The organism is Thiocystis minor (assembly GCF_016653465.1).
Classification (GTDB): Bacteria; Pseudomonadota; Gammaproteobacteria; order Chromatiales; family Chromatiaceae; genus Chromatium; species Chromatium minus.
Genome location: NZ_NHSQ01000159.1, coordinates 34,534 through 53,466 on the forward strand (window position 1 = coordinate 34,534; position 18,933 = coordinate 53,466).

16 protein-coding genes are annotated in these 18,933 nt (G+C 60.7%); 7 read left to right on the forward strand and 9 right to left on the reverse strand.

Annotation, left to right across the window (positions count from 1 at the left end; genetic code table 11):
- Positions 1-228 precede the first annotated feature (228 nt).
- The 7 genes from aroK (at position 229) to CCR95_RS21795 (ending at position 11,178) form a co-directional block, all read left to right on the forward strand.
- Positions 229-753: a shikimate kinase AroK gene (gene aroK, locus CCR95_RS21765; RefSeq protein ID WP_201098415.1), complete on the forward strand. Its 525-nt coding sequence runs from the start codon at positions 229-231 to the stop codon at positions 751-753.
- 17 nt (positions 754-770) lie between these two features.
- Positions 771-1,850: a 3-dehydroquinate synthase gene (aroB, locus tag CCR95_RS21770; protein ID WP_201098417.1), complete on the forward strand. Its 1,080-nt coding sequence runs from the start codon at positions 771-773 to the stop codon at positions 1,848-1,850.
- A 514-nt stretch (positions 1,851-2,364) separates the two neighbouring features.
- Positions 2,365-7,020: a glutamate synthase large subunit gene (gene gltB, locus CCR95_RS21775; RefSeq protein WP_201098419.1), complete on the forward strand. Its 4,656-nt coding sequence runs from the start codon at positions 2,365-2,367 to the stop codon at positions 7,018-7,020.
- A complete protein-coding gene (locus CCR95_RS21780) occupies positions 7,013-8,479 on the forward strand; it encodes a glutamate synthase subunit beta (RefSeq protein WP_201098421.1) in 1,467 nt (488 codons plus the stop codon). Before gltB ends, CCR95_RS21780 begins: the two co-directional genes overlap by 8 nt.
- A gap of 95 nt (positions 8,480-8,574) precedes the next feature.
- Positions 8,575-8,709, forward strand: coding sequence for a DUF29 family protein (locus tag CCR95_RS21785; protein WP_242523415.1), 135 nt, complete (start codon positions 8,575-8,577; stop codon positions 8,707-8,709).
- 136 nt (positions 8,710-8,845) lie between these two features.
- The gene (locus CCR95_RS21790) at positions 8,846-10,096 is read left to right on the forward strand and encodes a PilT/PilU family type 4a pilus ATPase (protein WP_201098423.1); all 1,251 of its coding nucleotides are present in this window, start codon (positions 8,846-8,848) and stop codon (positions 10,094-10,096) included.
- Positions 10,097-10,122: 26 nt separating this feature from the next.
- Entirely contained in the window at positions 10,123-11,178 is a 1,056-nt protein-coding gene (locus CCR95_RS21795; RefSeq protein WP_201098425.1) for a PilT/PilU family type 4a pilus ATPase, read from the forward strand.
- On the opposite strand, the gene gspD is transcribed toward CCR95_RS21795, so the two are convergent.
- The 9 genes from gspD to gspG all read right to left on the reverse strand — a co-directional run bounded on the left by gspD (position 11,175) and on the right by gspG (position 18,930).
- Positions 11,175-13,397: a type II secretion system secretin GspD gene (gene gspD / locus CCR95_RS21800; protein WP_201098427.1), complete on the reverse strand. Its 2,223-nt coding sequence runs from the start codon at positions 13,395-13,397 to the stop codon at positions 11,175-11,177. The two genes, CCR95_RS21795 and gspD, sit on opposite strands and share 4 nt — an antisense overlap.
- Before the next feature lie 35 nt (positions 13,398-13,432).
- Positions 13,433-14,014: a hypothetical protein gene (locus CCR95_RS21805; protein ID WP_201098428.1), complete on the reverse strand. Its 582-nt coding sequence runs from the start codon at positions 14,012-14,014 to the stop codon at positions 13,433-13,435.
- Complete coding sequence (gspM, locus tag CCR95_RS21810) at positions 14,011-14,625, reverse strand: type II secretion system protein GspM (protein WP_201098485.1); 615 nt, start codon at positions 14,623-14,625, stop codon at positions 14,011-14,013. The genes CCR95_RS21805 and gspM overlap by 4 nt, the downstream gene beginning before the upstream one ends.
- A complete protein-coding gene (locus CCR95_RS21815) occupies positions 14,625-15,725 on the reverse strand; it encodes a PilN domain-containing protein (protein WP_201098430.1) in 1,101 nt (366 codons plus the stop codon). Before CCR95_RS21815 ends, gspM begins: the two co-directional genes overlap by 1 nt.
- A gap of 153 nt (positions 15,726-15,878) precedes the next feature.
- Positions 15,879-16,829, reverse strand: a complete 951-nt coding sequence (locus tag CCR95_RS21820) for a type II secretion system minor pseudopilin (RefSeq protein WP_201098432.1) — start codon at positions 16,827-16,829, stop codon at positions 15,879-15,881.
- Positions 16,829-17,536 (reverse strand): prepilin-type N-terminal cleavage/methylation domain-containing protein, encoded by a 708-nt coding sequence (locus tag CCR95_RS21825; protein WP_201098434.1) that lies wholly within the window; start codon positions 17,534-17,536, stop codon positions 16,829-16,831. Before CCR95_RS21825 ends, CCR95_RS21820 begins: the two co-directional genes overlap by 1 nt.
- A complete protein-coding gene (locus CCR95_RS21830) occupies positions 17,533-17,967 on the reverse strand; it encodes a type IV pilus modification PilV family protein (RefSeq protein WP_201098436.1) in 435 nt (144 codons plus the stop codon). Before CCR95_RS21830 ends, CCR95_RS21825 begins: the two co-directional genes overlap by 4 nt.
- Positions 17,964-18,446 carry a GspH/FimT family pseudopilin gene (locus CCR95_RS21835; protein ID WP_201098438.1) on the reverse strand — a complete coding sequence of 161 codons (483 nt, stop codon included), beginning with the start codon at positions 18,444-18,446 and terminating at the stop codon, positions 17,964-17,966. Before CCR95_RS21835 ends, CCR95_RS21830 begins: the two co-directional genes overlap by 4 nt.
- A gap of 64 nt (positions 18,447-18,510) precedes the next feature.
- The gene (gspG, locus tag CCR95_RS21840; RefSeq protein ID WP_201098440.1) at positions 18,511-18,930 is read right to left on the reverse strand and encodes a type II secretion system major pseudopilin GspG; all 420 of its coding nucleotides are present in this window, start codon (positions 18,928-18,930) and stop codon (positions 18,511-18,513) included.
- Positions 18,931-18,933: the final 3 nt, after the last annotated feature.

Genomic DNA, 18,933 nt, shown 5'->3' on the forward strand with positions numbered 1-18,933 from the left:
CGTTCTGGCCAGACGCCCGAAAGGGCGGGCGAGGCAGACGCCCTCGGTCGATCGACCTGAACACGGTTCAATCTCGCTAGAATGGTCAAAGTGGCGACCCGTTGACGGCCGCTCCCGATCCACCCGTCGCTGGACAGGCTGAGTTACGCCCGCCCCCTCCATCCAATGCGCGCGGGTATGGGCTACGTGCCCTTGCCCGCGTGCCGAAAATCTGGCATATCGTTCGCTATGATGCGTGCACAGAATATATTTATCGTCGGCCCCATGGGCGCCGGCAAAAGTACCGTCGGTCGGCAACTCTCCGAGTCGCTGTCGTATACCTTCAAGGACAGCGATCAGGAAATCCAGCGCCGTACCGGCGTGGACATCCCGACCATCTTTGAATTTGAGGGCGAGGAAGGTTTTCGTAACCGCGAGCGTCAGGTCATCGAGGAATTGGTGAGCGAGGAACGGATCGTGCTGGCCACCGGGGGCGGGGCGATCCTGAATGCGGAGAATCGTCAGAACCTCTCTTCCCGAGGGGTGGTGATCTATCTGCATTGCAGCCCGGAGCAGCAATACGCCCGCACCGCCCGTGATCGCAACCGTCCCTTGCTCGACACCGAGGATCCGCTGGCCAAACTGCGCGAGATCATGGAAGAGCGCGAACCGCTCTACCGCCAGGTCGCCGACATGGTGGTCTCCACCGAGAAACGCGGCACCAGTTCGGTGGTCAAGGAAATCTGCCGCAGACTCGCCTCCGAAGAGATCTGAACGGGGAGAACAGGATCATGAAAACGCTCTCGGTGGCCCTTGGGGCACGCACCTATCCTATCCAGATCGGGAGGGATTTGCTGTCGGATCCGGAGCTGTATCGGCCCTATCTCCAGGGCGCTCAGGTGATGATCGTCACCAACGAGACGTTGGCGCCGCTCTATCTGGAGCGCACCCGGCAGGCTCTGACCGATTATCAGGTGCGCGAGGCGATCCTGCCCGATGGCGAGCAATATAAGACGCTCGATGTCTGGAACCGAATTTTCGACGCCCTGCTGGATGCCCGGTTTGGACGCGACTGCACACTGATCGCCCTGGGTGGCGGGGTGGTCGGTGACATGGCCGGCTTCGCGGCGGCCTGCTATCAGCGCGGCGTGGCCTTCATCCAGGCGCCAACCACCCTGCTCGCCCAAGTCGACTCGTCGGTCGGCGGCAAGACCGGCATCAACCATCCGGCCGGCAAAAACATGATCGGCGCCTTTTATCAGCCGCGCGCCGTGATCGCCGATACCGCAACCCTCGAAACCCTGCCCCAGCGCGAATTGTCCGCCGGTCTGGCCGAGGTCATCAAATACGGTTTCATCCGTGACGCGGCCTTCCTCGATTGGCTGGAGACGCACCTGTCGGAAGTGCTCGGCCGGGAACCGGACGCCCTGTCGCATATCATCCTGCGCTCCTGCGAGATCAAGGCGGAGATCGTCGCCGCGGACGAACTGGAAGCCGGTCAGCGCGCGCTGCTCAATTTCGGTCACACCTTCGGGCACGCCATTGAGACCGGCATGGGCTACGGTCAGTGGTTGCATGGCGAGGCGGTCGGGGTAGGCATGTGCATGGCCGCCGACCTGTCGGCGCGGCTGGGTTGGCTGTCGGGCGCGGAACTCGAACGGGTGCGTCGGCTCGTGGCCAGCGCGGGTTTGCCCGTCGACCCGCCGCCCGAGGTCTCCGCGGAGCGTTTCCTGGAATTGATGGCCGTGGATAAAAAGGTGCTGAATGGCCAGTTGCGCCTGGTGCTGTTACGCCAGCTTGGCGAGGGTGTGGTCACCGGGGATTTTGACCCCGATTTGTTGAGTGCCACGCTCTACGCTTGGGATCGCTGAGGATTCGCGGCGGCGTCGCTTGCCATCGGATGGTGCGATTTGATCCAGAATGGTGCGAATTTTAGGCGGCGACGAGACCTTCGGGTGTGTCATCAATTCTCGGGATGCCTGTAGGGGCGAATGAATTCGCCCCGACGGCGATGCCGCGCAACACCCGCGTCGAGCGCATCGATCCGAGCCCCGGACAGTGGCGCGGCGGCGATGGTCCCACACGAATACAATGGATGACACGCCTTGGACGATTTCCGGAAAACGCATCAAGATCTCCTGTCTGTGGTACGGCTCATGCTTAAGCGTTATCCTTGGCGGTTCTTCGATGGCGAGATGTTTTCCCCGCGGCCCTGGTGCGCTTGCGATTGAATCATCCAGACCACCGGAACACAGGATTGTGCTGTCCAATGACTGGTTGGGGCGTTGCCTGACGGTTGATCGCTCGCGCGTTCGACTGACAGCGCCCGCCGTCAATGGCGCCACAATCGGAACCCTTTACCCCCAGGTATCAACGAGGTCAGAGATGAGCCTTCGTGCCTTTCCTCCTGCACAGGGTCTCTATGACCCAGCCAATGAGCATGACGCCTGTGGTGTCGGCTTTGTCTGCAACATCAAAAATCGCAAAAGCCATGCGATCGTTCGCCAGGGACTCGAAATCCTGGAACGCTTGCATCATCGCGGCGCCGTGGGCGCCGATCCGAAAGCCGGCGACGGCGCCGGGATCCTGGTCCAGATTCCCGATGCCTTCTTCCGTGCGGCGGTGGATTTCGAGCTGCCCCCCGCCGGCAGTTATGGCGTCGGCATGGTGTTTCTCCCAAAGGACGAGTCGGCGCGCCGGAGCATGGAGGAAACCGTCAGCCGCCGGCTCCAGGAAGGCGGTCAGACCCTGCTTGGATGGCGCGACGTACCGGTCGACAACCGCGACCTCGGCTATAGCGTGCTGCCCTCCGAGCCCGTGGTGCGTCAGGTCTTCGTCGCCTGTGGCGAAAACTGTCCGGATCAGGATGCCTTCGAGCGCAAGCTGTTCCTGATCCGCAAGCGCATGGACAACGAGATTCGCGGCGCCGGTTTCGACAAGAGCGCCTATTACGTCGTCACGCTGTCGTCGCGCACGATCAATTATAAGGGCATGTTGCTGGCCCATCAGGTCGGGCGCTATTACCGGGATCTGAGCGACGAGCGCTTTGCCTCGGCCCTGGCCCTGGTGCATCAGCGCTTCTCGACCAATACCTTCCCGACCTGGAATCTGGCCCAGCCCTTCCGCATGATCTGCCACAACGGCGAGATCAATACCCTGCGCGGCAATCTCAACTGGATGGCGGCGCGCCGTCACACCATGCGCTCGGAACTGATCGGCGAGGAACTCGACAGCATCTGGCCACTGATTCCCGAGGGTCAGTCGGATTCGGCCTGTTTCGACAATGCGCTGGAACTGCTGGTGATGGGCGGCTATTCGCTGGCTCACGCCATGATGCTGCTGGTCCCGGAAGCCTGGTCCGGCAACAAGCTGATGGACGCCAAGCAGCGCGCCTTCTACGAATATCACGCCGCCCTGATGGAGCCCTGGGACGGTCCGGCCGCGCTCGCCTTCACCGACGGGCGTCAGATCGGCGCGACGCTCGACCGCAATGGGTTGCGTCCGGCGCGCTATCTGGTCACCAATGACGATCTGGTGATCATGGCCTCCGAGATGGGCGTGCTCGACATCGCCGAGGAACGCATCGTCAAGAAATGGCGCTTGCAACCGGGCAAGATGTTCCTGATCGACCTGGAACAGGGCCGCATCATCGACGACGCAGAGATCAAGGCCGAGTTGGCCGCCGCCAAACCCTACGGTGAATGGCTGGCCCGGACCCAGATCCACCTTGACGAGCTGCCGACCGACGTGGCGCCCATGGCCCCGGACGCGGAAACCCTGCTCGACGCCCAGCAAGCCTTCGGCTATTCACAGGAGGATCTCAAGTTCCTGCTGATCCCAATGGTGGTCACGGGACAGGAGGCGGTCGGCTCCATGGGCGCGGACAATCCGCCATCCGTGCTGTCCAGCCGCCCCAAACACCTGTCGAGCTATTTTCAGCAGAACTTCGCCCAGGTCACCAATCCGCCCATCGACCCGATCCGCGAGGAACTGGTGATGTCGCTGGTGTCGCTGATCGGTCCGCGGCCCAACCTGCTCGGGCTCAACGAGGCGGGCAAGCACTGGCGTCTGGAGGTCAATCAGCCGGTCCTCACCAACGAGGATTTGGAGCGGGTGCGCCATATCGAGGACAACTCGGGCTCGGTCTTCCGCACCCGCACCCTGCACATGGTTTATCCCGCGCCCGATGGCGCGGAGGGCATGGCGCCCGCGCTCGACCGACTCTGCCACGAGGCGGAGCAGGCTGTGCGCGATGGCTTCAACATCCTCATCCTGTCGGACCGCAACACCAATCGCGACCATATTCCGATCCCGTCGCTGTTGGGCACCTCGGCGGTGCATCATCATCTGATCCGTCAGGGATTGCGCACGAGCGTGGGTCTGGTGGTCGAGACCGGCTCGGCGCTGGAAGTTCATCATTTCGCTGCACTGGCCGGTTATGGCGCCGAGGCGATCAACCCCTATCTGGCCTTCGACAGCATCCAGTCAATGCTGACGCGCCTGCCGGAAAAACTGACCTTCGAGGAGGCCCAATACCGCTATATCAAGGCGGTCGGCAAGGGTTTGCTCAAGGTGATGTCGAAGATGGGCATCTCCACCTTCCAGTCCTATTGCGGCGCGCAGATCTTCGATGCGATCGGGCTCAATAGCGATTTCCTGAAGCACTATTTCACGGGCACGCCGACGACCGTGGAGGGCATCGGGCTCGCCCAGGTCGCCCGGGAGGCGGTGCGCTGGCACGCGCAAGGCTATGGCAGCGAGCAGATCTATCGCAAGCATCTGGATGTCGGCGGCGATTATGCCTATCGCCTGCGCGGCGAGGATCACATCTGGACACCCGAGACGATCTCCACGCTCCAGCACGCGACCCGCGCCAACAATGCCGAGACCTTCGCGCAGTTCTCCCGCATCATTGACGAGCAGTCCGAGCGGCTCCTGACCTTCCGGGGTCTGATGGACTTCCGGTTCGCCGAGCAGGCGATTCCGCTCGACGAAGTCGAACCGGCCAAGGACATCGTTAAGCGATTCGCGACCGGCGCCATGTCCTTCGGGTCCATCTCCTACGAGGCGCACTCGAATCTGGCCAAGGCGATGAACGCGATCGGCGGCAAGTCCAACACCGGCGAGGGCGGCGAGGAGCCCGAGCGCTATCTGCCGCTGGCGGACGGAACCGCGAATCCGGAACGCTCGGCCATCAAGCAGGTGGCGTCCGGACGCTTTGGCGTGACCACCGAGTATCTGGTCAACGCCGACGACATCCAGATCAAGATCGCCCAGGGCGCCAAGCCGGGCGAGGGCGGTCAGTTGCCCGGCCACAAGGTGAGCGCCCAGATCGCGCGGGTGCGTCATTCGACGCCGGGCGTCGGTCTGATCTCGCCGCCGCCGCACCATGACATCTATTCCATCGAGGATCTGGCGCAGCTCATTCATGACCTGAAAAACGTCAACCCCAAGGCGCGGATCTCGGTCAAGCTGGTGTCCGAGATCGGCGTCGGCACGGTGGCGGCGGGCGTCTCCAAGGCCCATGCCGATCATGTGACCATCGCCGGTTATGACGGCGGCACCGGCGCCAGTCCTCTGACCTCGATCAAGCACGCCGGCTCGCCCTGGGAAATCGGCCTGGCCGAGACCCATCAGACCCTGGTGCTCAACAATCTGCGCGGGCGGATCGCGGTCCAAGTGGACGGCGGCATGCGCACCGGGCGCGATGTCGTGATCGGCGCCCTGCTGGGGGCGGACGAATTCGGCTTCGCCACCGCGCCGCTGATCGTTCAGGGGTGCATCATGATGCGAAAATGTCACCTCAACACCTGTCCGGTGGGGGTGGCGACGCAGGATCCTGAGCTGCGCAAGCGCTTCACCGGAAAACCCGAGCACGTCATCAACTACTTCTTTTTCGTGGCAGAGGAAGTCCGACGCCTGATGGCACGTCTCGGCTTCCGCACCCTGAACGAGATGATCGGCCAGTCCGACCGGCTGGAGATGCGTCGCGCCATCGCGCACTGGAAGGCACAGGGGCTGGATTTCTCGCGGCTCCTGAACAAACCGGCGGTGGCCGCGGAGATCGCGCTCTATAACCGCGAGCAACAGGATCACGGGATCGACCAGGCGCTCGACCATGAGCTGATCCGTCAGGCCCAACCCGCCTTGCAGGACGGCAAGCCGGTGCGGATCGAGATCGCCATCCGCAATTTCAACCGTACCTTTGGCGCCCTGCTCTCGGGTCGGGTGGCCGAGCGTTACGGGCATGCCGGTTTGCCCGATGACTGCATCCACATCAAGGCCAAGGGGACCGCCGGTCAGTCGCTGGGCGCCTGGCTGGCGCGCGGGGTGACCGTCGAACTCGAAGGCGAGGGCAACGACTATGTCGGCAAGGGACTGTCGGGCGGGCGCATCGTCATCTATCCCCCGGCAGAGTCGGCCATCGAGCGGGCCGAGGACAACATCATTGTCGGTAACACCGTGCTTTACGGGGCCATTGGCGGCGAATGCTACTTCCGGGGCGTTGCCGGCGAGCGCTTCTGCGTGCGCAACTCGGGCGCGACGGCGGTGGTCGAGGGTGTCGGCGATCACGGCTGCGAGTACATGACGGGCGGCGTTGCCGTGGTGCTCGGGCCGACCGGGCGCAACTTCGCCGCTGGTATGTCCGGGGGCATCGCCTATGTGCTGAACGGTGATGGCGGCTTCGCGGATCGCTGCAACCTGTCGATGGTGGAACTCGAACCGATCGCCCGCGAAGACGACGCGCTGGAGGCGCTGGACCATCAGGGCGGAGACCTGGAGACCCACGGGCGTGTCGACCTGAGCCACGATATGAGCCGGTTCGATGCGAGGCGTCTGAAACAACTGATCGAACAGCATCTGCATTACACCAACTCCGAGGTCGCGCGGCGCATCCTGGACGACTGGGAGGCCTATCTCCCCAAGTTCGTCAAGGTGATGCCGGTCGATTATCGTCGCGCGCTTCAGGACATGCAGGCCAATCAAAGCCGTCCGCCACGGACGTTCAAGCCGTTGAAGGGGATTGTGGATCATGGGTAAGCCAACCGGATTCATGGAATACGACCGTCGCGACCGGCGCTATCAGCCGGCCGCCGATCGGGTCGTGCACTACAACGAGTTCGTGATTCCGTTGAAGGAGAACGAACTGAGCGAGCAAGGCGCGCGCTGCATGGATTGCGGCATTCCTTTCTGTCATCAGGGCTGCCCGGTCAACAACATCATTCCGGACTGGAACGACCTGGTGTATCGCGGGGACTGGCAGGCCGCCATCGAGGTGCTGCACTCGACCAACAACTTCCCCGAGTTCACCGGACGCATCTGTCCCGCGCCCTGCGAGACCGCCTGCACCCTGAACATCGACGACACGCCGGTCACCATCAAGACCATCGAATGCGCCATCGTCGACCGCGCCTGGGCCGAGGGTTGGATCAAGCCCCAGGTTCCTGAGCGGCGGACCGGCAAGCGGGTAGCGGTGGTCGGTTCCGGTCCAGCCGGGCTGGCGACGGCCCAGCAACTGGCGCGTGCCGGTCATCAGGTGTCGCTGTTCGAGAAGGCCGACCGGATCGGTGGGCTACTGCGCTACGGCATCCCGGACTTCAAACTGAGCAAGTCGCTGATCGACCGCCGCATGGCGCAGATGCGCACCGAGGGGGTGGAATTCCACACCAACGCGCACATCGGCGTCGAGATTCCGGTCAGCAAACTGCGTGCGGACTATGACGCCGTGGTTCTTGCTGGCGGTTCGGAGCAGCCGCGCGATCTGCCGGTGCCGGGGCGCGAGCTTTCCGGAGTGCATTTCGCGATGGATTTCCTGACTCGCAACAGCAAGCGGGTACAAGGCTCTCCGGTGCCCGACAGCGATTTCATCAGCGCGCAGGGCAAGCATGTCGTCGTGATCGGCGGCGGCGACACGGGGTCGGATTGCATCGGTACTTCCAACCGGCATGGTGCCCGCTCGGTCACTCAGATCGAGATCCTCGATCGTCCTCCCGTGAAAGAGGACAAAGGGCTGACCTGGCCCGACTGGCCGAACCGGATGCGTACCTCCAGTTCGCAGGAAGAAGGTTGCGAGAGGATGTGGAATGTCGCGACCAAGGGCTTCCGGGGCGATGCCGAAGGTCGGGTCGCGGCGCTCCAGTATTGCCTGGTGCGCTGGGAGAAAGACGCCGAGGGACGCTGGAAAATGGAAGAAATTCCGGGCAGCGAGGGCGAACTCAAGGCGGATCTGGTGCTGCTGGCGATGGGCTTCATGCATCCCGTGCATGCCGGCATGCTCGACGAACTCAAGACGACAGCCGGGTTGGAACTGGACGCTCGCGGCAACGTCAAGGGCGTGACGGAGGGACCGAACGCCTACCGCACCTCGGTCGATGGCGTGTTCAGCGCGGGCGACATGCGGCGCGGTCAGTCGCTGGTCGTCTGGGCCATTCGCGAAGGCCGCCAATGCGCCCGCGCGGTCGACGAGTGGCTGATGGGGGCAACCGGTCTACCACGATAGGGGCCGCGGGTTTTCGGCGATGACAAAAGGCGGCCATTGGGCCGCCTTTCTGTTATCGGAAGTACACTCGATCCTTGACCGTGATGGAGATCGTCATGACGACACTCTACGAATCCGATTTTTTTGCCTGGACCAATCGACAGGCCGCTCTACTGCGCGCTGGAGACCTCGGCACGGTGGACATCGAACGGATTGCCGAGCTGATCGATCCGGATTTCTGGCCTGGTTAAGCACTGCGCCCTGAGTCAACAAATCCATCGCCGGAGCTTATCATAGTGACCGAGCCCCGCCGCCGAGACGGGGCCGGTTTCGCACGCTGTCGTCGCGGCGATTGCGAATCGCCAATCAGAACCTCCGGAGTACCTCATGGATCGTCAGCAAGCCGCCCATTTCATGCTCGAATGTCTGCGCAAGATGATTGCTAAAAAAGGTTCCGACCTCTTCATCTCCGCCGGCTTTCCCCCCGCCTGCAAGATCGACGGTCGCATGACGCCCATGAGCAGCCAAATCCTCAGCGGCGAGCAGACCAATGTCCTGGTGCGTTCGATCATGAACGACCGTCAGGTGCGCGACTTCGACGCGCACAAGGAATGCAACTTCGCGGTCAGCCCTCAGGACATCGGGCGTTTCCGGGTCAATGCCTTCGTGCAGCAGGGGTTGTGCGGCGCGGTGTTGCGGACCATCAACGCCGGGATTCCGACCCTGGAGGAGTTGAATCTGCCGCATGTGCTGAAAGAGATCGTGATGAACAAGCGCGGTCTGGTGCTGCTGGTCGGCGGGACGGGATCCGGCAAATCGACCTCGCTGGCGGCTATGCTCGGCCATCGCAACGAACACAGCTATGGCCACATCATCACGATCGAGGATCCGGTCGAGTATGTGCATCCGCATCGGAACTGTCTCATCACCCAACGCGAGGTCGGCGTCGATACCGAGAGCTGGGATGCCGCGCTGATCAACACGTTGCGTCAGGCCCCGGATGTGATCCTGATCGGTGAGATCCGCACCCGTGAGACCATGGAGCATGCGATCAATTTTTCCGAAACCGGACACCTCTGTCTGTCGACGCTGCACGCGAACAATGCCAATCAGGCACTCGATCGCATCATTAACCTCTTTCCGGAAGAACGCCGGAGTCAGTTGCTGATGGATCTTTCGCTCAATCTCAACGCGGTCATCTCGCAACGTCTGTTGCCCTGTACCGACGGCGGACGCATCGCGGCGGTCGAGGTCATGATCAATTCGCCGCTGATCCAGGACATGATTTTCAAGGGCGATGTCGGAGGCATCAAGAGCATTATGAAAAAGTCCCGCGAACTCGGCATGCAGACCTTCGATATGTCGCTGTTCGATCTCCATGAAGCGGGCAAGATCAATTACGAGGACGCCCTGCGCAATGCCGATTCCATGAACGGACTGCGCCTGGCGATTAAATTGGAAGGTCGGGAGGCGCGCGGCAAGAACCACTTCGCCGAGACGGATGGCTTGACCATGGTCGGCGACGAAGAAGAGGATGTCTTCGACTCGACCCTGTTTGGCGAGGCGCTGCCCGTCTCCCGGATCGAGGAACCGCCGGCGGGTCTCGTCAATCCGGCCGGATCGAAAGCGAGACGATAACGCAGTCAACAGGCAGACAGTCACCGATGGACATCAATCCTTATCTCGAAATGATGATCCGCCATAAGGCGTCGGATCTCTTTTTTACCGCTGGCGCGCCGGTCAAGATCAAGATCGAGGGCGTCATTCGCTCCATCGGGGACACGGTCCTGACGCCGGCATTCTGTCGCGAGGCGCTGGCGTCCGTGATGGACGAACAGCAACTGCGGGAACTGGAACAGGAGCGTGAACTGGACTTTGCCATCGCCCTGGAGGAGCGCGCCCGTTTTCGTGTGAATGCCTATTATCAGCGCGGCCAGACCGCCATGGTGCTGCGCTACATTCGCGCCGAGATTCCCACCCTGACCGAGCTTGGCTTACCCCCGCTGCTGTCCCAACTCATTATGAACCGGCGCGGGATCATCCTCATGGTCGGCGCCACCGGCTCCGGCAAGACCACGACGCTGGCGGCCATGCTCGACCATCGCAACGCGAGCGCGTCGGGGCATATCATTACGATCGAAGACCCCATCGAATTCGTGCATCCGCACAAGCAGTGCATCATCAGTCAGCGCGAGGTGGGGCTCGATACCAAAAGCTATGCCCACGCGCTGAAGAGCGCGCTACGCGAGGCGCCGGACGTCATCCTGATCGGCGAAATCCGCAACCGCGAGACCATGGAAGCGGCGATCGAGCTGGCGGGAACCGGCCATCTGGCGGTTTCCACGCTGCATGCGAACAACGCGCATCAGGCCATGGAGCGGATCGTCAATCTGTTTCCTCAAGAGATGCACAAAACCCTGTTCATGGATCTGTCGATCTACCTCAGGGCCATCCTCTCGCAACGTCTGGTGCGCACCAAGGCCGGGACGCGCCGCGCCGCGATCGAGACGCTGGTCAACACGCCCCACATCGCCGATCTCATCCGGGAGGGTCGCGTCGACGCGATCAACGAGGCCATGCAGCAGAGCGGTCACGAAGGAGTCAAGACCTTCGACGACGCGCTCCTGGAACTCTATCGCGAGGGCGTGATTACCCTGGAAGAGGCGCTGGCCAACGCGGATTCGGCGCCGAACCTGGAGGCGAAGATCCACTTCGGTTAGAACTTGAAATTCAGACCACGCACCTTGGAGCGAAAGTCTTCCGTGACCGATTCGATGTCCTGGTCGCTTGAGATGACCTTGGGCGTCAGTACCACGACTAACTCGGTCCGGTCGGCCTGCTTGGTGCGTTCGCCGAAGAGCGCTCCGACAAAAGGCAGACTGTAGAGCCCCGGAACGCCTTGCTTGCCATCGGTGCGCTGGTCCTGGATGAGTCCGCCGAGCACCACCGCCTGATTGGAACGTACCGCCACCGAGCTGGTGATGTTACGGGTTTGGAAGGTCGGCGAATCGAGAGAGGAACTTTTGGTTGGCGCTACCGTGCTGACCTCCTGCTCGATCTCCATCTGGACAAGCCCGCCCGGAGTGACACGCGGTTTGACCGACAGCATCACTCCAGTATCCCGGTATTCGATGGTGTTAATCACGCGATCCGTCGTCGAGGTGCTTTGCTGTTGCGAAGTCGCCACGGGGACTTCCTGGCCGACCTGTATTTTCGCGGTTTGGTTGTCCAACACCATGACGGATGGGGAAGACAGGACATTGACGAGATTCTCGCCCGCCAGGGCGCTTAAGGTGGCGCGAATGGTTCCGGGGTTCGAGATCAAGGCCCAGTTGAATCCGGGAAACGAGGTCTTGATGCCCGCCGTGGTTGCATCGTCGAGACTGCCGTCGAGCGAAGCAAAGGCTTTGCCTTTAACCGAGGGACCAAAGAGTTCCCACTGGACGCCGTACTGGAGATTGCCAGTGAGTGTGATTTCGACAATGGTTGCCTCGACCAAAACCTGAAGCGGTACGATATCGAGTTGCTTTAAAGCATCCAGTATTTTCTTGAAATCACGCGGATTGGATCTGACCAATAAAGAGTTGTTGACGGCATCGGCGACGATACTGACGCTCGAGGACAGCTCGATTTCGCGCGATGAAGCCTTCAGGGGTTGATTGGATTGACTGCTATCGGAATCCGTATTGGTGGCATCCGTTGTCTTATTCCTGGATCCGATGCTCGAATTCTTGGATCCGATGCTCGAACGCTCGAGTCCAGGTGCGACGCTGCCCTTGGACTGATTGCGGTCGCTACTGCTCTCGCCACCGAACAATTCGGAGAGGATGTCGGCAAGCGCTCCGGCGTCTCCGTGCTTGACACGATAGACAAACAGACGTTCCGCGGCATCGCCGCTGGCTTCCGCCATATCCAGCCGTTCGATCCAGTTGCGGGCCTGTTGGATGTAACTCTCCTGCGGAGAGACGACTAATAGAGCATTGGCGCTTTCGATCGGGACGAACCGGAAGAGCCCTTTGAGCGGATTGTTTCCGCCCTCGTCGGCCAGCAGGCTTTGAAGTTGTGTCACGACTTCGTTGGATTTGGCGAATTCAAGGACAAAAAAACCAACCGAGAGCCCGGACATCCAATCCACATCGAAGACCCGAATGGTATCGAGCAGATTCCCCATCTCAGGGCTGGTTCCCGCGATCACCACCAGGTTACGCAGATTATCGATCCGAATGACGCTGCCTTCCGGCGCCAATGGTTGAAGGATGCTACTCATTTCCTCGGCGCCAATGTAGCGCAGCGGGACGACCTGAATACTGTAGCCTTGAGGAAGCGCTCGCGTTGACTCGCCAAGCTGTGGAACCACTTTTCCTTGCATGGCATTGGCGATCGGCACGACTTCGTAGGTGCCGTCGCGAAAAACGATGGCCGCATTATTCATCCGCAGCAAGGTTTCCAGGGTCGGGATGAGATGCTCGCGTCGTAATGGCCGTCCGGTCTGCAAGGAGGTGACCCCCTGAACCGACGGGTGAAGGACATAGTTGACCTTCAATAAATCTCCCAGGATAACCTTGACGACCTCGCGGATATCGGTGCCGTCGAAATTCAGGGTCACATCGCCGGGTGTGGTATCGACGCTGGGTGGCGTGACCTTACGGACAAAGGTGCCGGTTCCTCTTTGCAGCGAATCGACGGTTTTCGGCGCCAGTGCATCGTCACCGCCAAGCGCGATGGTCTCGGCGCCCATGCCGCCACGTTCTTTGAATGCATCCCGCTTGAGTGCCTGATCGCGATCGACGATGTGTCCCGCTGGATCGCCAACTTTGACGGTCGGATCCCAATAACTGCGTTCGCATGCGCTCAGGTAAAGTGTCAGACCGACCAGCACGATGGCTCGCAGCCAGCGTCCGTCCTGGATTTGGCGGAGATGGTAAGTGTTGGAATACATTGGGCCTCGATATTGGACGGTCGCCGCATCACGAGCTATCGATCAATGACTGGGGGTTCCGCGCGTGCTGGTGCCCTGGATGGGCGCCGCGGGATCGGCGTCGGTGCTGTCGGGGTTGCTTTGCTATAGTCGCGCAATATTAGCGCATACTCTTCACCCTGTCGCTCCAATAGGACACGGTCCTCTAGAATGTCGCGGACAGACCACCCTTCGAGATCGTCACCGATGCGCAGACGCCGCAGGTTTGGTTGATTGGGATCCTTTACCCAAGCGGATACGATCATCGGCGTGAGCATCACGGCACTTAAATCCAGGGTATCCAATTCAACGCTCGTCCCTGGATCAGCCGTTGCCGGCGGTGATTCATCCGGGGGCGGTTCGGGTTTTCGGTCAGGCCGGAACAGCGGACGCTCGATGATACTCGCGAAATTGTCTCTGTCGTCGGGTGGTTTTAAGTTGGCCAGAGGATCCTGTCCCGGTTTTCCTGTCGTGCCTTCGTCCGCGGCCGATGTCTCATCAAGGCCGGCACTCGAGAGAGGTGGAGGCCAATCTTTCCACTGCAGGATTAGGAGCGCTAGCAGCGCTAATGTGAGCATGCCAGGCAGAATCTTCGTCAAGTGTCACCTCCGGCGAGCGCAAAGCCAAAAATATCCAGCCTGACCGTCAATTCTCCGGCCGGATTCGTCGGTGCGCGACGCATGATCCGGCCATTCGCATTCTGCGTTGGAAGCTGCGGGCGCGCCGAGGAACGAACCGATATCTGCTCCACGAAAAGGAAGGGACGGGCTTGCTCGAGCTGAAGCAGTACATCGAGCAGCGCCTCGGTCGTGCCCTGAATCTGGGTGCGAACACGCACAATTGGCGGATCCTGGTTTTTGTCTTCCGGAAGCAGCTGGGTACTGACTAACCGGCCCTTGGCGGCCACCACGATTTCCTGAACCTGGCTTTGGAGTTGGGCTCCGGCGAGCGAGGGTGTTGGCGCCTTGAAATAAAATTCTTTAAAGGCTTCATTCTTCCGCACGCGTTCCAATTCAGCGTTTAGACTGGGTAGCGTTTGCACCAACCGCCGATAGCGGGTCAGTTGTTCTTCGCTGGTGGCAATGCGCTGGTCCAGACTCGCGAGCTTGTTCGCCCATGGAATCATGATGCCCGCGAGGAGCGTCAGCGGAACCATGACCACGAGCATCCAGACGAGTGCGCAGAAGATCCTTGGAGAAGGATTTGGCATCAATCTTCCCCCTGATTGGTAAAACGGAATGAAATATTGAAGCGTTCCCCGCCGGTGCGGGCGATTTGCGTGACTGGGGACTTAAACGTAACGCCATCAATTCCGGGTGCCTGTTCGAGGATGGCGATCAGGGCCGTTGCCTGTCCCGATTCGCCGCGCAGATCGACCTGACCCTGGTTGTATTCAAAACTCTGAATCCAGGTGTCATCTGGGAGACGGTCAGTCAGTTCGCGCAGCATTTTCAGAATTGGCGGCTGATCCCACTTTTGTTGGAGAACCGCGGTGCTGCCCCGGCGGGCCTGTTCCAGCTCCTGACGCAATTCATCGACGGCAACGGCTTGGGCACGGGTGTTGCGCACCTCCGTCTCCAATGCCTGGGCGATGCGGTTCTTTTGCCACACCGGGGTCAGTAGAATGCTCAGGGCCAACAGAAACGCCATGATGGCCAATACACCGTTCATGCCGAATGCATGTTTGCGACGGCTTGGACGCTCCTGCAATGGCAGCAGATTGGCGCGTGGCCAGGCGCCCCGCCAACTGATCCGATCAATCGGCGAGCCTGCATCGGCCATGCGTTTGATCCAGCCCTCAAGACGATCACGTCGACAAAGCACCAGGTCGAGGGTTACGCGGCTGGCTTGTTTGGAGCCGGGCTGAAGCGTGTAATCGAAGACGACTTCCTGTGCCTGAAAGGGCGAGAGACGATCCAGTTCGTGTTGCAGTACCTGATGCAGATTGCTTCGCACCTGAGCGGGAAACGAGACGGTTCTGGTCAGAATGGCATCTTGGGGCAGCAAAAGGACCGTCGTATGTTCATGTTCCCTACCCCGTTCATCGACAACGCCAGGCAAGGGCGTGGTGGCGTTGAGATCGAATTCTCCGATGGCCTCTTGTTCCTGGCCGGTCGCTAGAAATAAATGCCCCGTCGCGGCATCGACCTCGACAATCAGACGCCGATTGCGATGCGCGAGAGCTTGCCTGACGAACGTCGGCAGGCAAACCGCAAGCCGCTCCAGGAGATCCTGGAGCCCTTCGGGGGTGGCTGGTCCCGTTCGGGGCAGACCCTGGAAAAGGCGGTTCAAACGATCAGTGAGCGTCATGAGCGGAATGCGGCTCCAAACAGAACTTGAACAGGGTTTTGGCGATGGCTCGTGAGCGTTCGCGATGATCGAAACCGCACCTAATGTGTACTGCGCCGTTGCGAGCGATCCGCCAGGTTCGCCAGCATACAGGATCGTTCAGGTCGACTCGGTTTAACCATTCTCTGACTCTAAGGGCGGAGCGGATGAGGCTTTGGAATCGAGTCCGAAACGCCGCCAGTGAACCAGATAAGGCGGTTGCTGACCAGGCATCAGTTCCATCAGCGCTTCCATACGACGTCCCGGTTGTCCGCTCAATTGTTCGGTCACCTGGATGCGATAGAGCGGTCCGCCACGATCCAGTGTGAGCGGTCCTTGCGCACCGGGAACGGTCGTCGAATCCCGCTCGGCAATCTGAAGTTGGGCATCCTCCAGCGAGAGCCCCTGAGTCGCGGCAAGGACGGCAGGGGAAGCAAACTCGATGACCAGGCTTTCTCCCTCGCCTGCGAGGGTGACCTCTGGAGCCAGCCGCCGGTAGACATCCTGGGTCATCCCGAAAACCTGTCGTAATTCTTCGATGGCGATAAAGGGTTCATCCTTGGCGCCGAAAGCGATCCCCGCGTTTTGATAGTCGCCATCTTCCGCGCCGTTGAGCAGCACGAGATCGTCCTCGTCGCGCCAGTCGACGATGGCTGCCGCCAGCGGTTCCGCTTGATCCTCGGGTACCTGAAGCACCTCCAGCAGGGTGGCAAGCAGTGCCGGCTCGGCCTGATTCAGATTGATCCGGGACAGCTCATTAAACACCGAGATCGTCATTTCCGCGCCTGCGAAATGCCAGATTCGCGGCGAGCCATTCGGCCGCCAAACCGACATTTTCGCCTCTTCGTCATCTGCGGGCGACGGCGATTCGTCCGGAGCGGAGTCGAGGGACATGAACTGTAAGGCCGTATACGCGATCGCGGCATCGCTCAAGACTCGGAAACGGGTTTCCGCGACATGATTGTCGGTCAGTGCGATTTCGGTGCGCTGGACGGCGGTCATGCTGACCGCCATGACCGTGAGCAGGGTCAGTACCCACATGACCAGCATCAAGGCAATGCCGCGTTGGCGAGTCGGGTGAGGCATCAGCTTGGTTGTGCTGGAAGGGCGATGACGAGATCGGGCCATGCTCGGGAGATCGTGGTCAGACGGATGCGTATTTTGATCGGTAAACTCGATTGATCGAACCAGTCCGGATGCCAGTCGGGGTCCGTCTCTTCATCGCGAACGCCATAGTAGGCGATGTCGAAAGCATCGATCTTTTCAACCAATAGGGTCCGACCGAAGGCCCCATCGGCGGCATCCATTTCGGATGGAAGGTCGTTCATCGACATGGTCTGGTCTTTTTCCAGTGGCTCCCAGGGTGGGAACTCGTCGCCGCCCTCCAGGATCTCCGGGTGCAACAGCCAGCGCGTCAGGATGAGTGCGTGATCGTCCCCTTGGTCTTCAAGCGTCAGACGGAGAATATAGAGGCCGGAAACGCCGACATGTTGCGACAAGGGTGCGGTAAATTCGATCTGTTGCGCATCTCCGCCGAAAATCACGACCGATTCGGCATCGATGGTGGTGGTCACGAACCGGGCCTGACTCAGGGTGCGGCTCAAAAAGCCATGCGCGAGACGGAGTGCGCCAACTTGCTCGGCGGAGGCATTGATGCTTTCCCAGGTGCGCGAGCCGAGGCGGAGTCCCGAAAACAGCAGTAGAGTAATCAGGCTGATCATGGCCAAGGCAATCAAAAGCTCGACCAGGGTGAAGCCGTGGATCTGTTTCGCTTGCCGCGCTGAGCGAATCATTCGACGAGTGACCTATCGTCCCGTTCGCCGAGACGCAGGGTGGAGACGGTCAAGCGGCGAACTTGACCGGTATCCTGCCAGAGAGCGGTCGCATTCACGCGGTACGGAGTGGACGGCAACTCCAATTGCCCTAAGTGAAGTCCAGAGGTGATGACTCCCTCCGTGAACTCGAACGGTGTCATGGTCACCTCCCAAGCGAAGCCGTCCTCGGTTTCGCCCGAAAAAGCGCCTTCCTCTAATGGAACCTCGACACCGACAGCGGCGAGCTTTGACTCGACAAGCGATGCCGCTTGACTGTACCGGGACGAAACGATGGTGGCCAGGCTCGCGCGGGAAAAGATTTCCATGAGCGCGCCCAGCGTGATGGCCAGGATCGCGAACGCCACCAAGACCTCCAGTAGCGAGAAGCCACGCTGACGGTGGATGTTCAAGGTGCCTCCCAGGGGCCCAGCTCGATCCGTCCAGTCAGCCAGATCACCCCGATCTGATAGCCATGCCCCTGATTTTCCACGATGATGCGCCCGCCGGTCGAGCTTCCATCCGAGAAAAAGCGGATGACACCGCGCTGATCGTCCAGCATCTCGCGGCTGGCCGTCTCCAATTTGACCGTCAGCCGCGAGGGAAAAGTGAAACTGCGATAGCCTTGGAGATCGAGTCGGCGCGCTTCCACGTCGATCAGCAGCTCGGTATCGGTTCCCTGGCGAATGGCCGATTCCCTCGCCAGTCGCAGGGTGGCGGCGGTACGGCGTGCTGCCGACTTCATTTCAAGTCCTGGAAATGAGGCCGAAAACAGTGATGGAACTGCCGTCATCATGAGTGCGGCGATGGCGAGCACCACCAGCAGTTCGACGATGGTGAAGCCAGAGTGCCGGGTGCGTGAAAACGCGATGGCAGGTGTATTGACTGACATGGAGCTGATGGGTTGCGCGGCGCCCTGCGACCTGGCTTTGGATAAACGCTAGCGATTCGACGCGCTATTCCCAGTTGCGGATATCGGCGTTCTCGCCTTCGCCGCCATCTCGATTGTCGGCACCGAGGGACCAGATGTCGAAACTGCCGTTTTCTCCTGGATAGCGGTATTGATATTCAAAGCCCCAGGGATCTTTCGGGATGTCGCCTTTTTTCAGATACGGTCCATTCCAGTTCGGCACGTCGCCAGGCTTTTCGACCAGTGCCTTGATGTCAGTGGGATAATAGCCGAGTTCCAGCCGATACAGATCGAGCGTCGCCGCAAGGTCTTCGATCTGAAGCTTGGCCGTCTTGGTCTTGGAACTGCCGAGAAACTTCATCACCTGTGGGCCAACCAGACCGGCGAGCAGCCCGAGGATGGCGAGCACGACGAGCAGTTCGACCAGTGTGAAGCCGCGGCGACGTCTGGAGTTGATTGAATGCATCTG

Bases quoted from the DNA above. Each gene is read 5' to 3' on its own strand.
- gspD (WP_201098427.1), bottom strand. From the start codon at position 13,397: ATGTATTCCAACACTTACCATCTCCGCCAAATCCAGGACGGACGCTGG.
- CCR95_RS21785 (WP_242523415.1), top strand. From the start codon at position 8,575: ATGACGACACTCTACGAATCCGATTTTTTTGCCTGGACCAATCGACAG.
- CCR95_RS21825 (WP_201098434.1), bottom strand. From the start codon at position 17,536: ATGATTCGCTCAGCGCGGCAAGCGAAACAGATCCACGGCTTCACCCTG.
- gspM (WP_201098485.1), bottom strand. From the start codon at position 14,625: ATGCCAAATCCTTCTCCAAGGATCTTCTGCGCACTCGTCTGGATGCTC.
- CCR95_RS21790 (WP_201098423.1), top strand. From the start codon at position 8,846: ATGGATCGTCAGCAAGCCGCCCATTTCATGCTCGAATGTCTGCGCAAG.
- CCR95_RS21820 (WP_201098432.1), bottom strand. From the start codon at position 16,829: ATGCCTCACCCGACTCGCCAACGCGGCATTGCCTTGATGCTGGTCATG.
- CCR95_RS21780 (WP_201098421.1), top strand. From the start codon at position 7,013: ATGGGTAAGCCAACCGGATTCATGGAATACGACCGTCGCGACCGGCGC.
- aroB (WP_201098417.1), top strand. From the start codon at position 771: ATGAAAACGCTCTCGGTGGCCCTTGGGGCACGCACCTATCCTATCCAG.
- gspG (WP_201098440.1), bottom strand. From the start codon at position 18,930: ATGCATTCAATCAACTCCAGACGTCGCCGCGGCTTCACACTGGTCGAA.
- CCR95_RS21835 (WP_201098438.1), bottom strand. From the start codon at position 18,446: ATGTCAGTCAATACACCTGCCATCGCGTTTTCACGCACCCGGCACTCT.
- aroK (WP_201098415.1), top strand. From the start codon at position 229: ATGATGCGTGCACAGAATATATTTATCGTCGGCCCCATGGGCGCCGGC.
- gltB (WP_201098419.1), top strand. From the start codon at position 2,365: ATGAGCCTTCGTGCCTTTCCTCCTGCACAGGGTCTCTATGACCCAGCC.
- CCR95_RS21815 (WP_201098430.1), bottom strand. From the start codon at position 15,725: ATGACGCTCACTGATCGTTTGAACCGCCTTTTCCAGGGTCTGCCCCGA.
- CCR95_RS21795 (WP_201098425.1), top strand. From the start codon at position 10,123: ATGGACATCAATCCTTATCTCGAAATGATGATCCGCCATAAGGCGTCG.